General features: G+C 61.0%; 11 protein-coding genes and 2 tRNA genes. 2 read left to right on the plus strand and 11 right to left on the minus strand.

Annotation, left to right across the window (positions count from 1 at the left end; all coding sequences use genetic code 11):
* Nucleotides 1–44: 44 nt before the first annotated feature.
* The 10 genes from BR24_RS04295 to BR24_RS04340 form a co-directional block, all read right to left on the minus strand.
* Nucleotides 45–1,445, minus strand: a complete 1,401-nt coding sequence (locus BR24_RS04295; RefSeq protein ID WP_496540267.1) for a beta-barrel assembly-enhancing protease — start codon at nt 1,443–1,445, stop codon at nt 45–47.
* A 120-nt stretch (nt 1,446–1,565) separates the two neighbouring features.
* Nucleotides 1,566–2,867, minus strand: coding sequence for a transcription termination factor Rho (rho, locus tag BR24_RS04300; RefSeq protein ID WP_496540268.1), 1,302 nt, complete (start codon nt 2,865–2,867; stop codon nt 1,566–1,568).
* Between the two features lie 301 nt (nt 2,868–3,168).
* Nucleotides 3,169–3,696 carry a CarD family transcriptional regulator gene (locus tag BR24_RS04305; RefSeq protein WP_496540269.1) on the minus strand — a complete coding sequence of 176 codons (528 nt, stop codon included), beginning with the start codon at nt 3,694–3,696 and terminating at the stop codon, nt 3,169–3,171.
* 49 nt (nt 3,697–3,745) lie between these two features.
* Nucleotides 3,746–4,393 carry an aminoacyl-tRNA hydrolase gene (pth, locus tag BR24_RS04310; protein ID WP_496540270.1) on the minus strand — a complete coding sequence of 216 codons (648 nt, stop codon included), beginning with the start codon at nt 4,391–4,393 and terminating at the stop codon, nt 3,746–3,748.
* 72 nt (nt 4,394–4,465) lie between these two features.
* Nucleotides 4,466–5,119, minus strand: coding sequence for a 50S ribosomal protein L25 (locus BR24_RS04315; protein ID WP_496540271.1), 654 nt, complete (start codon nt 5,117–5,119; stop codon nt 4,466–4,468).
* Between the two features lie 69 nt (nt 5,120–5,188).
* Nucleotides 5,189–6,127: a ribose-phosphate diphosphokinase gene (locus BR24_RS04320; protein WP_496540272.1), complete on the minus strand. Its 939-nt coding sequence runs from the start codon at nt 6,125–6,127 to the stop codon at nt 5,189–5,191.
* A gap of 26 nt (nt 6,128–6,153) precedes the next feature.
* Nucleotides 6,154–6,229 (minus strand) — tRNA-Gln (locus tag BR24_RS04325).
* A 7-nt stretch (nt 6,230–6,236) separates the two neighbouring features.
* Entirely contained in the window at nt 6,237–7,106 is an 870-nt protein-coding gene (gene ispE / locus BR24_RS04330; RefSeq protein ID WP_496540273.1) for a 4-(cytidine 5'-diphospho)-2-C-methyl-D-erythritol kinase, read from the minus strand.
* 44 nt (nt 7,107–7,150) lie between these two features.
* Nucleotides 7,151–8,575 (minus strand): DegQ family serine endoprotease, encoded by a 1,425-nt coding sequence (locus BR24_RS04335; protein ID WP_496540274.1) that lies wholly within the window; start codon nt 8,573–8,575, stop codon nt 7,151–7,153.
* Between the two features lie 137 nt (nt 8,576–8,712).
* A complete protein-coding gene (locus BR24_RS04340; protein ID WP_496540275.1) occupies nt 8,713–9,867 on the minus strand; it encodes a Bcr/CflA family efflux MFS transporter in 1,155 nt (384 codons plus the stop codon).
* Between the two features lie 235 nt (nt 9,868–10,102).
* Between BR24_RS04340 and BR24_RS04345 the strand changes: the two genes are divergently transcribed.
* Nucleotides 10,103–10,179, plus strand: a tRNA-Arg gene (locus BR24_RS04345).
* Between the two features lie 224 nt (nt 10,180–10,403).
* Here the strand turns inward: BR24_RS04345 and BR24_RS04350 are convergent.
* Nucleotides 10,404–12,386 (minus strand): methyl-accepting chemotaxis protein, encoded by a 1,983-nt coding sequence (locus BR24_RS04350; RefSeq protein ID WP_496540276.1) that lies wholly within the window; start codon nt 12,384–12,386, stop codon nt 10,404–10,406.
* A gap of 261 nt (nt 12,387–12,647) precedes the next feature.
* Between BR24_RS04350 and BR24_RS04355 the strand changes: the two genes are divergently transcribed.
* A complete protein-coding gene (locus tag BR24_RS04355; RefSeq protein ID WP_496540277.1) occupies nt 12,648–14,603 on the plus strand; it encodes a HAMP domain-containing methyl-accepting chemotaxis protein in 1,956 nt (651 codons plus the stop codon).
* The last annotated feature ends 32 nt before the right edge of the window (nt 14,604–14,635 follow it).

Here is a 14,635-nt window from a genome sequence, read left to right on the forward strand (position 1 = left end):
ATGCGCCTCGCGGCCGCCGGAGGCCGCGCCTTTCGGCATATGGATCAAAGCGCCTTCTTCAGTTCGGCGGCTTTCTTCTTTTGTTCCTCGGTATTGGCGAGTTCCTGCGCCTTGTTCGCGTGGATGCGGGCCTTGCGCCTCTTCTTGGAATAGTGGAATCCCCAGCCGAGTTGGAGGTGCCCGCTGAAGACGTCTCCGGATTCGCCCAGTGTGCGCCCGAGAGAGCTGTGCGCTTCGGCGTTGCGCGGCATGGCGTCCACGGCCTTGCGCAGCAGTTCTTCGGCCTGCTTGTAATTCTTGCGCTGCAGCTGCAGCTGGCCGAGCCTGAGCAGGATCACCGGATCGGATGGCGAGCGGAACATGGCCTTCTGGAGCAAGGAGGCGGCCTTGTCGAGGTCGCCCCGCCGGGTCATGAACGCTCCGACTTCTCGCAGCAGCAGCGGGTCGGAAGAATCGAGCGCGAGGGCCCGATCCATGGCCTTTCGGGCTTGCGCGGGTTTGCTGGCGCGCTCGAGCACCAGCCCGTAGCTCATCCAGTCGAGCGCCGTGTACTGGTCTTCAGGCTTGTCGCTGAAGTGGCCCAGCGCCACGGTCACCGGATCATATTTGCCGTGCAGAAGAGCCTGAACCCGGTGCAGGTCACTGTTGTCGTCGCGACGGTTCTGAAAGTCGGCGGGCAGCCGCTGGATGCGGTCCTGCAGATACCCGATGCGTTCGGACAGGCCGGGGTGGGTGGACAGGTACGGCGGGATGCCGTTCTCTCCGGGCGAGGCGTACCACTGCTTCTTGAGCATGGTCTTGAAGGTGGCGGGCATCCCCTCTGGGTTGTATCCGGCCTTGACCAGCGAGGTGAGCCCCACGTGGTCGGCGTCACGTTCGTCCTGTTGGGAGTAGGTGAGCATGGCCGCGGTTCCGGCAGCCTGCGAGCCGATCATGAGCCCCTGCGCCAGTTTGCCGGAGGTTTCGCCGCCGCCCGCTACGCCGAGAAAGACTCCCGCGAGCATTCCGGCCATGCTGAGGGCGCCGACCTTGCTGGCCTTGTCGAGCCTTCCCGCGATGTGTCGCTGGGACACGTGTGCCAGCTCGTGAGAGATGACCCCGGCCAGTTCGGACTCCGTGGAGACGCTCTCGATCAGGCCGGTGAAGGTGTAGATGTATCCGCCGGGCACGGCGAACGCGTTCAGTGACGGGTTGCGTATCACCCGGCTCTTGATTTTGAAGGGGATCGGGTCCTTGGCTTCGACTATACGGTTGACGATGTTTTCGACGAAGCCGGTGACTGCGGGGTCGTCGAGGACGTTCATCTGGTTGTGTATTTTCTCGTCGAATTCCCGGCCGATCTCTTTTTCCTTGGCGATTGTCAGCGTCTCGCCGAACATGGCGAGGGACCGGGCCGGAGTGAGCAGCACCGCCAGAAGCGTTATTATGGTGACCGTCGCTTTCATGGTCTCTCCGTTGGTTTCTGCATCACTGTAAGCATCGGGACAACCTCGGGCAAGCGCCAAAGAAAAAAGGATACGAGGCGGCCTCGTATCCTTTCCGTTTCGTCAGATGTCGCCGAGAGGCTACCGATTCATCATGTCCATGAATTCTTTGTTGTTCTTGGACCCCTTCATCTTGTCGATGAGGAACTCCATGGCGTCGATGGAGTTCATGGGGGACATGAGTTTTCTGAGAATCCAGACGCGGTTGAGCACTTCCTGCGTGAGCAGCAGCTCTTCCTTGCGGGTGCCGGAGCGGCTGATGTCGATGGCAGGGAACACGCGCTTCTGGGCCAGGTGGCGGTCCAGGTAGATTTCCATGTTGCCGGTGCCCTTGAACTCTTCGAAAATAACTTCGTCCATGCGCGAGCCGGTGTCGATGAGCGCGGTGGCGATGATGGTCAGGGAGCCGCCTTCCTCGATGTTCCGCGCAGCGCCGAAGAAGCGCTTGGGACGCTGCAGGGCGTTGGCGTCGATACCGCCGGAGAGCACGCGTCCCGAGGACGGGGTCACGGCGTTGTAGGCGCGTCCCAGCCGGGTGATGGAGTCCAGCAGGACAACCACGTCGCGCTTGCGTTCCACAAGGCGTTTGGCCTTGGAGAGCACCATCTCGGCTACCTGCACGTGACGGCTCGGCGGCTCGTCGAAGGTGGAGCTGACCACTTCGGCGTTGACCGTGCGCTGCATGTCGGTCACTTCCTCGGGCCGCTCGTCGATGAGCAGCACGATGAGGTCCACCTCGGGGTGGTTGGCGTTGATGGAGTTGGCGATGGACTGGAGCATGACCGTCTTGCCGGTGCGGGGCGGCGCCACGAGAAGGCCGCGCTGTCCCTTTCCTATGGGAGCGAGAAGGTCGATGATGCGGGAGGTGTAGTTCTTGTCCCCGTTCTCCATGCGGAGCATTTCTTCGGGGAAGAGGGGGGTCAGGTTGTCGAAGAGGACGAGGTTCTTGGATTTTTCCGGTTTTTCGAATCCTATTTCGCTGACTCGTAGCAGGGCGAAATATCGTTCCCCTTCCTTGGGCGGGCGGATCTGCCCGGCTACGACATCCCCTTTTCTCAGACCGAAGCGTCGTATTTGCGAGGGGGAGACGTAAATGTCATCCGGTCCGGGCATGTAGCTGTACATGGGAGAGCGCAGGAAGCCGAAGCCGTCCGGCAGCACTTCCAGTACGCCACCGCCGAATATCTGCCCGTTGCGGGAGGCGCACTGCTGCAGCAGAGCGAAGATCAGCTCCTGTTTGCGCATGCCGCTGGGGTTTTCGACTTTGTACTGCTGCGCGAGGTCCATGAGGTCGGGCATGGAGCTGCGCTTGAGTTCGGTGAGATTCATTTTCTCGCCGTTGCCCTGTTCGTTTTTGGGAGCGTTTTTTTTCTTAACTGTCATGGTCTACTGGCGTTGCGTGTAAGAAAACAGTTCTGGCAGCCTGAGGCTGACAGCTGCATGCCTGCATCATTGTATCTCGACCCCGCTGAGGCGGGGGTGTCTGCAAGAGCGTGTATCTATCGGAGGGGCCGGAAGACCGGCCGGATTGTCATCGGCGGGGGACCGGGTCGGTGGGACGTGTCTCCTGTTCTGCTTCAAGCGGGGAGTTGCGTTACCAGCGAGCACCTGTCGGCGGAAAAAAGCCTGCCGATGCAGAGGTCTTCTGTGCACCTACCCGAAAGCGTACCGGATGACAAGTCGTTTACGAGGACTCCTCGTCATTTTCGTCATCCGTTCGAATGACATCGGCGAACATTTCGTGAATCTCTTCCTTGATGTCTTCCTGATCACGGTCCAGAGAGTAGGCCAGCTCCATGGAGACCAGCCCCATGGCCTGTTCCAGAAGTCTGCGCTCTCCGAAGGACAGCTCCTTGTCGCGACCGATGAGGAAGAGCTCCTTGAGGACATAGGCCACGTCTTCGAGGTCGCCGCTCTTGAGCTTTTCAGAGTACTCGCGGTAACGCCTGTTCCAGTTCTGCCCGGTGTATCCCGTGAAATCGGAGCGGTCCCTGAGGGATTCGAAAATCTCCTGACCGACGCGCAGGGTGCTGACGGCGCGGAGGCCGACGTTCTCTGCATTGATGACAGGCACCATGAGCGTGACATTGTTGCTCAGGATGCGAACGATATATAACTCGGCGGTTGCACCGCCGATTTCCTGCGTCTCGATGCGCTCTACCTTTCCAACACCTTGGGAAGGATATACGACCAAGTCATTTAACTTGAACACTGGAAGGGGACTCCTTGGTTGCTCTCTGCCGGAAGCGGCAACGTCCACTTTACCCCATTTGGCGCCCGGAGTCCATGGCCTCGTTGTCGGATTCGCTATCGGGGCGGAATCGATGCAGGAATTGCTGGGCCATGCCATGCCCGCGGCGAAGGTACAGATCCAGCCCCTTGAGGGTGGCCTTGACCGTCTCATCGACGGTTTGCGCGCGCTCCTGCGGGAAGTCGGCCAGCACCCAGCCGCTGACGTCGGGACGTTCGGCCGGCGGGCGGCCGATGCCGAGCCTGACGCGCCAGAAATCGGGCGTTCCGAGGCGCTGCTGGATGTCCTCGAGCCCGTTGTGTCCGTTGTTTCCGCCGCCCTTCTTGAGCTTGATGCGACCAAGCGGCAGATCCAGCTCGTCATGCATGACCACGACGTTCTCAGGGCTGATGCCGTGACGGCCGCAGATTCGGCCCACGGCCTTGCCGGAGAGGTTCATATACGTCATCGGCTTGCAGAGAAAGCACGGCTTGCCGCCGTAGGCGGCTTTCCAGAGTTCGTAGTCGCCGGATTCGTCGAGCTTTTTCAGACGCATGCTCTTGCGGGCGGCGCCGAGCTCGAGCAGGGCGTCCACGACCATGAAACCAAAGTTGTGGCGGGTGTGTTCGTATTTCGGACCCGGGTTGCCGAGTCCGACGATGAGCGTGTCGGAGTCCATGTGGTCTGCCTATCAAAAAAGGCCCCGGACCGCATCAACGATCCGGGGCCGTATGGTTTCGGCTGGGAAGGGTTATTCGGAAGCCTCTTCGCCGGCTTCCTCTTCACTCTCTTCCTGTTCGGCGTCGAGTTCTTCCAGCTCGTCTTCAACGCCGCTGGCGGCGCCCTTGGCGAGAATGGTCAGGACGGCGAAGTTGTCGTCGTACTGCGGGGAGACGCCTTCGGGCATGGGCACGTCCTCGATGTGGACGCGAGCATTGATGCCCAGCTTGGAGATGTCGATGGGGATGCTGACCGGAATGTCGGCGGGCAGGGCGATGATTTCGCACTGTTCGCGATACTGCTCCAGCCGACCACCGGCCTTGACGCCCTTGGCGGTACCTTCGAGCTTGAAGGGCACGGTGACCTTGAGGGGCTTTTCCATGTCGACGCCGAAGAAGTCGACGTGAATGGGCAGCGGTTTGACCGGATCGTATTTCATGCGCCAGATGAGCGAAGTGATCGTTTCGACCTTCCCGTCGCGCTCCAGTTCAAGGTTCAACAGCTGAGTGTTGCGCAGCTTGGCATAGGCCTTCTGCAGCGGAGCGTAGGGGACTTTCACCGGGATGTTGACGCCCTTCTGGTTGTAGAAGACGCCGGGGACGAAGCCGCTGCTGCGCAGGCGGCGGTTGGGTCCCTTGCCGGTTTCCTTGCGCTCATACACTTTGACGGTCATGCGATCGGACATTTTAGTTTCTCCTTCGGTACGCCGTGGCCGTCCCCCATGGACGGACGGGCGCGGCCCTGTGGGCCGTAGTTATACGAAAAGAACGCTCACCGACGATTCGGTGTGAACGTTGTTGATGGCTTTGGCGAGCAGGCTGGCAACGGAAAGCTGCTTGATCTTGCTGCACTGCTTCTTGGTCTCGTCCAGCGGGATGGTGTCGGTGACGACGACCTGAGAGAAGACGGACTCTTCGAGTCGCTGGATGGCCGGGCCGGAGAGGACCGGATGGGTCACACAAGCCATGACGTCCTTGGCGCCGTTCTCGCGCAGGACGTTGGCGGCGGCGCACATGGTGCCGGCGGTGTCGATCATGTCGTCGATGACCACGGCCACCTTGTCGGTGACGTCGCCGATGATGTGCATGGCCTGGGCCTGGTTGGGCGCGTCGCGACGCTTGTCCACGATGGCCAGGGATGCGCCGAGGCGCTTGGCGTAGGCGCGGGCGCGCTCCACACCGCCCGCGTCGGGCGAAATGATGACGAAGTCTTCATCCATCTCCTTGAGGTGCTCAAGCAGAACCGGTGCGGCATAGAGGTTGTCCACCGGACAGTTGAAGAAGCCCTGGATCTGGCCCGCGTGCAGGTCCACGGTCACGAGGCGCTGCATCCCTGCGGTGGACAGGATATCCGCAACCAGTTTGGCGCTGATGGGCGCGCGGGGGACCACCTTGCGGTCCTGACGGGAGTACCCGTAGTACGGAACCACCGCGGTGACGCGGGAGGCGCTGGCGCGCTTGAGCGCGTCGAGCATCAGGCAGAGTTCCATGAGGTGGTAGTTGACCGGGGCGCAGATGGGCTGGACAACGAAGACGTCGTCGCCGCGGACGTTTTCCCCGATTTCGATGCGGATCTCACCGTCGCTGAAGGTTTCCCGCAGCGCGGGAGACAGCTTGCAGCCGAGATGCTCGCAGATGGCCTCCGCGAGCTTGGTGTTGGCGGAACCGCTGATGATCTTCAATTCGCCGTGCATGGACTCTCGCCCCCTGAAAGAAATTATGGCTGGGGTGGCAGGACTCGAACCCGCGAATGACGGGACCAAAACCCGTTGCCTTGCCGACTTGGCTACACCCCAGAACTGATCAGAGCATGTTTTTCCACGCGTCGCAGCCCTGATTCCGGGCGATTTCCGCCGCCCTGTTCATGGTCTCGTCGGATCCGAAAAGCGCGAAAACGCTGGACCCCGAGCCGCTCATGGCTGCCGCGCGGGCACCCGCGCGAAGGAATAATTCCTTTATTTTCCGGATGGCTGGATGCGCCCGGAAAACCGGCCCCTCGAAGTCGTTGGCAACGACGAGGTGCGCCGCGGGAGTCGAGTTCTTATTATCGTCATTTGCGCTTGTCAAGGGTCGGCCGCTTTTCCTTTTCGCGGGCAGGCAGGTCCGGTCCCACTCCGCATATGCCCAGCCCGTGTTCACATGGATTCCCGGGTTGGCCACCAGCAGGCGTGTCCCGGTCAGGTCGATCCGGGCGGGGGTTAGCTTCTCGCCGATTCCCTCGGCCCATGCCGGGACGCCGTCCAGAAAGAAGGGGACGTCCGCGCCGAGTCGGGCTGCGATTGCATGCAGACGCGTTTCACCTATCCCGTCATCCCGAGCGTTTTGTTCCAGCCAGCGCAACAGGGCGGCCGCGTCCGTGCTGCCTCCGCCGAGTCCGGCCCCCATGGGAATACCTTTCCTCAGCGTGACGCGCATGGCGGGGGCTGGCCCCCCAGCCTCTCGGTATGCGGTCCATGCGCGGTGCACGAGGTTGTCAGGCCCTTCGATGTCCTCATGTCCGGGACAGCTCATGGAGAACTCGGAAGCCGGCGTGATGTGAAGCTCGTCGCAGGGCAACGGCACAGGCAGGAACAGGGTGCGTAGGTCGTGATACCCGTCCTCGCGAAGGTCCAGCAGTTCCAGTGTGAGGTTGACCTTGCACGGGGCGGTGATGGTGGCGGGGGTGAAGTTCATGGCATGAAAAAAAGGAGGGACCCGGAGGCCCCTCCCTGTATCGGTTATTCGTCGAAGGGTATGGAGACGAAGATGGTGCGGCCCTGCCGCTTGACGAAGAGCATGATCGCGCCGCGTTCCTTTGCTTCGCCAAGGGCGTCGCGCAGTTCGCTCACGGTGTTCATGTCCTCCTGATTTGCCTGCAGGATCACGTCGCCCTGACGCAGGCCGTTGCGCTGTGCCGGGGAGTTGGCGGTGACGCCGGTGATGACGAGTCCCTTGGGGCTTTCCAGTCCGAGGGCGCGGGCTTCCTGTTCCGTGGTGACGGGGCGCAGGGTAATGCCCAGTTCGCCTGACTTTTCGTCCTTGGGCGGGCGGGTTCCTTCGGGGCCTGCCTTCCTGACCTGATCGGAGCGGTCGCCGAGCACCACGGTGCGCTTGATGGTGTCGCCGTTGCGCCACAGCTTGAGGTGGGCCTTGTCGCCGGGCTTGAGGCCCGCGATCTTGCGCAGCAGGTCGTTGTTGTCCTCGACCGGCTGGCCGTTGACGCCGACGATCACGTCACCCTGCTTGACGCCGGCCTTGCCTGCGGGATCTTCGGGGAAGACCTGTGCCACGAGCGCGCCCATGGGCTTCTCCAGACCGAGCGCCTTGGCGTCGGTATCGGAAAGTCCGCGGATGCTCACGCCGAGCCAGCCGCGCTTGATGGACTTGCCGCTCTTGAGCTGGGCGATGATGTCGGATGCCATGTTGGCCGGGATGGCGAAGCCGAGTCCTTCACCGGAGGGGATGATGGCGGTGTTGATGCCGATGACCCGTCCGTTGAGGTCCACGAGCGGTCCGCCGGAGTTGCCGGGGTTGATGCTCGCGTCGGTCTGCAGGAAGTCGTCGAAGGGGCCTGCGCCGAGGATTCTGCCCTTGGCGCTGATGATCCCCTGCGTCACGGTGTGCCCGAGGCCGAAGGGGTTGCCAATGGCCAGTACCCAGTCGCCCACTTGCGCCGTATCGGAGTCGCCGAAGGCCAGAACCGGCAGCTTGCGGTCCGCCTCGATCTTCAGCAGGGCGAGGTCGGTTTCGGGGTCGCCGCCGACTACTTCGGCTTCATATTCCTTTTTCTCTCCTTGCAGGCGAACGGTCACCTTGTCAGCGCGCTGGATGACGTGGTTGTTGGTGACGACGTACCCGTCGGGGGAGATGATGAATCCGGAGCCGAGAGAGCTCTGTTTTCGGGGCTGGTTGGGCATCTGGCCGCCGAAAAAGCGCTCGAAAAACTCGCGGAAGGGATGTCCTTCGGGCAGCTGCTCCTGATTGAAGAACTGCTGCATCTGTCCGCCGCTGCTCGTGCTTTCCGTGCTGATGTTCACAACGGCACGCCCCGCCGAAGCAGCGAGGTCGGTGAAGACGGGCAGGGTCGCTTTGGCCAGCGCAAGCGCCGGCAAGGTAATTACAATTACCGCGGCAAGCGCCAGCGGCTGGAGTTTGCGAATCATGAAGTCCTCCTGAACTACTTGAAAACGGTAGTAAGGGCATTGCTACCCTGATCAGACAGTATAAGCCGTCGTTCGCTTTTGTAAATAGGTGCGACGGTATAGATTGCGTCTCTTGTCCGGCGATGGAATGTCCCGAGCTAGACGGCCCGGCCTCTCCGCATGATCCTGAGCAGAAACAGGAAGGGGATCAGCGCGCCCGTCACGCCGGCGATCGCGATGAATAGCGGCTTGGAATCCCAGGGAATAGTGATGACCTCCATGGCGATGGCCCCGACGATGAAAAAGAAGAAGGTGATGACCGATGCCGCGGTTCCGGTGTCGGTGTTGACCTGCTCCAGAATGACGTGGTTGCTCAGGGGTCTGCTCAGGCCGAGGAAAAACGTATACCCGAACATGGGCACCGCGAAGCTGGCCGCCGTGTCGCCCACCGAAAGGTATATGGCTGCCGCGGACAGGATCATGCCGCTGAAGGACATGATGAGCAGTTGCTTGGAGTCGAAGGCCACGCAGAGCCTCGAGCACAGGAAGGAGCCGAGCATCAGCGCCAGCGCGTTGAAGGCGAAATAGAGCCCGTAGGTCTGCTCGGTCATGCCGAAGCTGCTTATGTAGATTTCTGCGGAGCCGCCAATAAAGCAGAAGAAAGCGAATCCGGCCATGGAAAAGGCGATGGAGTAGCCCATGAACGCGCCGTTGCGCGCCAGTCTGCCGTATCGACGCATGGCTTCGCCCACGCCGCCGCTGCCCATTTCCTCCAGCGGTTCCTTAAGCCGGAGCGAGCCGATGAGCGCGGGCAGGGCCAGTATGGACTGGGAAATGAATATGCCGCGCCACGATACGAATTCCAGCAGCAACGCTCCGAGAGTCGGGGCTACCATTGGGCACAGGGGCACGATGACCCCGATGTAGGCCAGCAGCTTCTTTCGCTTGTCGCCCTCGTACAGGTCCTTGACCAGCGCCAGCGCCACCGAGGACGCAGCTGCCGCGCCCATGGCCTGCACGGCGCGGGCGAGGACGAGCACCGTGATTCCGGGCGATGCTGCACACAGCAGGCTGCCGCCTATATAAAGGGATATGCCTCCAAGCAGCACCGGACGTCGGCCGTGGCGGTCGGAGAGCGGTCCGTGGATGAGCAGAAACAGGCTGAACGTCACGAAGAACGAGACCAGTGACAGGTTCGCCTGTGCAGAGGAGATGTCCCACGTGTCGCACAGCGTGGGCAGTGCAGGCAGATACATGTCCGTGGAGAGCGCGGGGAAGGCCGCGAGAAGCAGGATGAGGATGAAATGGTGCATATGTTATTGTCGCTGAATTGAACTATTGCTCGGCCCGGCCTTGGGAAGCCCTGCGTGGGCAAAGTGGTTGAGAGCGCAACTTGTATGCCTCTGTGTCGGCATCGTCAACCGGCAAGACGCGAATAGCGGGAATCTGTTGCGTGACGGGCTCTTTGGGGAGCGGCATTGTCTCGCTTTCATTCGGGAAAAGGCTTGACCATGGAAACGAGCATGTATATCAAAACCCACATCATGTGCCCCCGTAGCTCAGTAGGATAGAGCACAGGATTCCTAATCCTGGTGCCGCGTGTTCGAATCGCGCCGGGGGCACCAGATATTTCAAGGGTCTAGCTTTGCAGCTAGACCCTTTCTTTTTTGCCTCTAAGTAAATGCCCAAGGTGAGGGGAGGTATGCCAATGGGGTGTGCGAGGGCAACAATTGTGTCATTCAGATTTATTCCTGGATGATCCGGTCGGGGAGTTGAATGAAGCTCTGTCAAGACCCATGTATGTAGCCACCAATCCTCCTCTTGTTGGGAGAGGGAATCACCGCTCGAATCAGAAGCGTTCGAACTCATCGTCATCCATGTTCAATTCAGCACCACTGCCGGAAGGCTTCGGTTTGGGAGAGTCGGACGACTTCCCTTTTTCCGGACGAGACTGCTTCTGCGCGCCGGGGAGAGCTCTGGCGGGCTGCTTCTTACGCGCCGTGGCCTGCCTGCGTTCGCGTTTGTCCCTGCCTATGCGGAAGAACGATGTGACGTCCTCCAGCCGTTGCGCCTTGCCGAGCAGGGCGTCGGATGTGGCGGAGATTTCTTCCGAAGACGAGGCCGTCTGCTGTATCACCTTGTCCAGCTCCTGAATGGCCTTGTTCACTTCTTCGGCCCCGGAGCTCTGTTCGATGCTGGCGGTGGATATCTCCTGCACGAGCTCCGCGGTGCGGCGAATCTCGGGGACCGTGCGTTCCAGCATATCCCCCGCCTTGCTGGCGGTTTCCGTGCTTGTTTTGGAGAGTTCCACGATCTCGCCGGCCGCATTGCCGGAGCGTTCCGCCAGCTTGCGGACCTCGGCCGCGACCACGGCGAACCCCTTGCCGTGTTCACCGGCCCGGGCCGCCTCGATGGCAGCGTTCAGGGCCAGCAGGTTGGTCTGGCGGGCGATCTCCTCGATGATGGTGATGCGTTCCGCGATGCTCTGCATGGATTCCACGGCCTCGGACACAGCCTTCGCACCGCCCTCGATGTCCCGGGCGGCGCTGGTGGCGACCTCTTCGGTCTGCTTGGCGTTTTCGGCATTGCTGTGGATGTTCGAGGTCATCTCCTCCATGGATGAGGAGACCTCTTCGACGGATGCGGCCTGCTCCGTGGCTCCCTGAGCGAGCTCGGCGGAGGAGTCGGAGAGTTCTCTGCCCCCGTCTTCCACGTCCGACGCCGAGCCCTGAACCGCTGAGACCACTTCCCGCAGCTTGGAGACCATGTCCGACATGGCGGATTGGAGCCTGCCGAGTTCGTCCCGGCGGCCTGTTTCCGGCGACACGTTCAAATCGCCCGAGGCGATGCTTTCCGCGTAGCTGACGCAGCGGGAAAGCGAGCCGGTGATGGTCCTGACGAAAAGGTAGGCCACGATGACGCCGAGCAGGAGCAGGAGCAGGGCGATGCCAACGGTCAGGTAAAGGGCGTCGTTAACGTCGGAGAGCAGCTCCGCCCGGTTGGCCTCGGTGACGAGGTACCAGCCGAGCTCCGGAACGAAGCGGGACATGACGTACCAGCCTTCGCCCTCGCCATCGGTGTATTGAAACTGAAACCGTTCACGCGAGAGCATGTCCGAGGCGTTTTTGCCGATTCCCTCGAAGCTGCTGATGCGTCTTTCGTTGATGAATTCCCGGTTCGGGTGGAGCCGGATGACGCCCTGTTTGTCCACCATGTAGGTCATCCCTTTTTTGCCGATGACCATGGAGGTGACTTCGTCGATAAAACTGTCGAGGCCGATGGCGGTGGATATGATGCCGAGGTATTCGCCGTTTCGGTCGATACGCCGGTTGATGAACGCCGTGGAGCCGAAATCCGGGTCGTCCACGTAGACATTGATGCCCACGTCCTGTCCGGAGTCGCCGAAGGCCTTGAACCACCCGTCCTGCGGGCCGAGTTTCCTGATGTCCCTCTCGCCGCTGCTCAGGTCGTAATAGAGCTTGGAGCGGTTGGAAACGAAGTTGCATCCGTTCGTGTCGAACTGTCCGGCGATGTTGCGCAGCAGGCCGAAGAGGTTCTCGGTTCCCGATTCGGGTTCGCCCTGTTCGATCCATTCGCGGAAGAAGGGGTCGTCCACGGCCACCCCGAGTCCTGCCGCCGGCATGACCAGTTCTCCTTCGACGATGCCGATGATGTTCTCGAGCTTGGCGGGGAGCATGTCCCGGGAAAGCTGGGTTTCAAGGCTGTCCCGCGCCACGAAATAGTTCAGGCCGGTGATGACCGAACACGTGACGAGCAGAAGCAGGACGATGATCAGATTGAGGCGTGTGCCTATGCTGGAAAGCAGTCGCATGGTTCCCTCCGAGTGATAGTCTTCTGGTCCCGAAATACCCCACCGTGATTCTCGTGAGAATTAGTATTTGGTCACATTGTGTGCGCGAGGAGATAGCCATTGAGTGACGGCGTAAGGCTAGACGATATCGTAAGTCGTGGATGAATATATTAGCACCGTTATAAAAGTCGATTGGGCCATGATATACAATTGACCGCCCCTAACCGCTTGATACCGTTACATCGGAAAAGCTGCCTTAACTTTCACGCATGGGGGGTCCCGATGAAGCTTTCCGCTAAGTTGATAATTGGTTTTGGTATGGTGTTGGCGCTTCTCATGGTGGTTTCCGGCGTATCCTATTATGCGCTGGAAAACTCCACCAACGGTTTCGAGGTCTACAGAGAGTTGGCCAGAGATACCAACATGGCCGGAAGACTTCAGGCGAATATGCTCTCTGCGCGGATGGCGGTGAAGGACTATGTCATCACCGCCAATGAGGAAGACCTCAAGATCTTTGACAAGGAGTTCGCCCAGGTAAAGGAGTTCATGGAAAAGGCGCGGGCCGATATCAGTCAGCCGGAGCGCGCAGCCATGATTTCCGCGGCATCCGATCGTCTGAATCAGTACAATGCGAGCTTCGACAGGGTCGTGGAGCTTCAGCGCAGACGGAATGAACTGGTGGACGGCGTCCTGAATCGCAACGGCCCCGTGATTGAGGAGCGGATGACTGAGATTCTGCGCAGCGCCGAACTGGCGGGAGACACCGATGCGGCCGCCACCACGGCCAATGCTCTCCGCGCACTGCTTCTTGCGCGGCTGCACGTGGTCAAGTATCTGGAGGATAATTCGGCTGCCTTTGCAAATCAGGTGGAGAAGGAGCTGGTCGATCTGGACCAGTGGTTCGAGCGGATGCGAGGTGCCCTTACCAGCGCCGAACGGTTGGGCCTGCTGGATCAGATCATTCCCCTTCAGGACGCGTATCAGGACGCCTTTGAGGAGCTGGTGCAGGTCATCACCGAACGCAACCGGCTGATTGGCAGCAGCCTCGACGTCCTCGGACCCGAAATCGCCTCGGACATGGAGGACGTCAAGCTCTCCGTCATGCAGGAGCAGAATACGCTCGGTCCCGCGCTTCAGGCTGCGAATACCCGCGCCGTGTACATGGTCATCGGTCTGAGCGCCGGTGCGTTGCTCTTCGGTATTCTGACGGCGATGTTCATCGTGCGCAGTGTTCTGGGGCAGCTTGGCAAGGATCCGTCGGAGATCGCCAAGATCACCAAGGAGATTGCCGACGGCAACCTCGGTATCGAGTTCGACGACGGCCACCTCGAAGGCGTTTACGGAGACATGAAGAACATGGTGGACAAGATCGGCGGGGTGGTTGCCGAGGTCCGCGGCAGTTCCGAGAACGTCGCCAGCGGCAGCCAGCAGCTTTCCGGCTCCTCGCAGGGCGTTTCGCAGGGCGCGACCGAGCAGGCCGCATCCGTTGAAGAAGTGTCCTCCAGCGTCGAGGAGATGGCCTCGAACATAGCTCAGACCACTGACAACGCGCAGGGCACGGAAGAGCTTGCCTACAAGGCGGCCAAGGACGCTGAAGAGAGCGGCAAGGCCGTGCGCGAGTCCGTCGTCGCCATGAAGGAGATCGCGGAGAAGATCTCCATCATCGAGGAGATCGCTCGCCAGACCAACCTGCTGGCGCTAAACGCGGCCATCGAGGCGGCGCGGGCCGGCGAACACGGCAAGGGATTCGCCGTGGTCGCGGCCGAGGTCCGCAAGCTGGCGGAGCGAAGCGGCGAGGCTGCCGGAGAGATCAGCGAACTGTCCGTTTCCAGCGTGGACGTGGCGGAAAAGGCTGGGAATATGCTTGACGAGCTGGTCCCGAATATCAGCAAGACCGCAGAGCTGGTGCAGGAAATCACCGCCGCGAGCCGTGAGCAGAGCGCGGGCGCGGAGCAGATCAATACCGCCATCAGCCAGCTGGACGCGGTCATCCAGCAGAACGCCTCCGCCTCCGAGGAGATGGCCTCCACCAGTGAGGAGCTGGCAGGCCAGAGCAAGGCGCTGCTTGATGTTGTCGGCTTTTTCCGGTTCGACGGGCAGGGGCGCGGCAGGCCGACGGTGAAGGCATATTCCGCGCCGACGCCCAAGGCCAAGCCTCTGCCGGAGGCCAAGAAGGACCATGAACCTTATCACGCCTCGGACCAGAGTGATTCGGAGGACGAATTCGAGCGGTTCTAAGCCTCCTGCCCCCATGCACGACAAAGGCCCGC

It is taken from the genome of Pseudodesulfovibrio halophilus DSM 5663 (assembly GCF_059568665.1).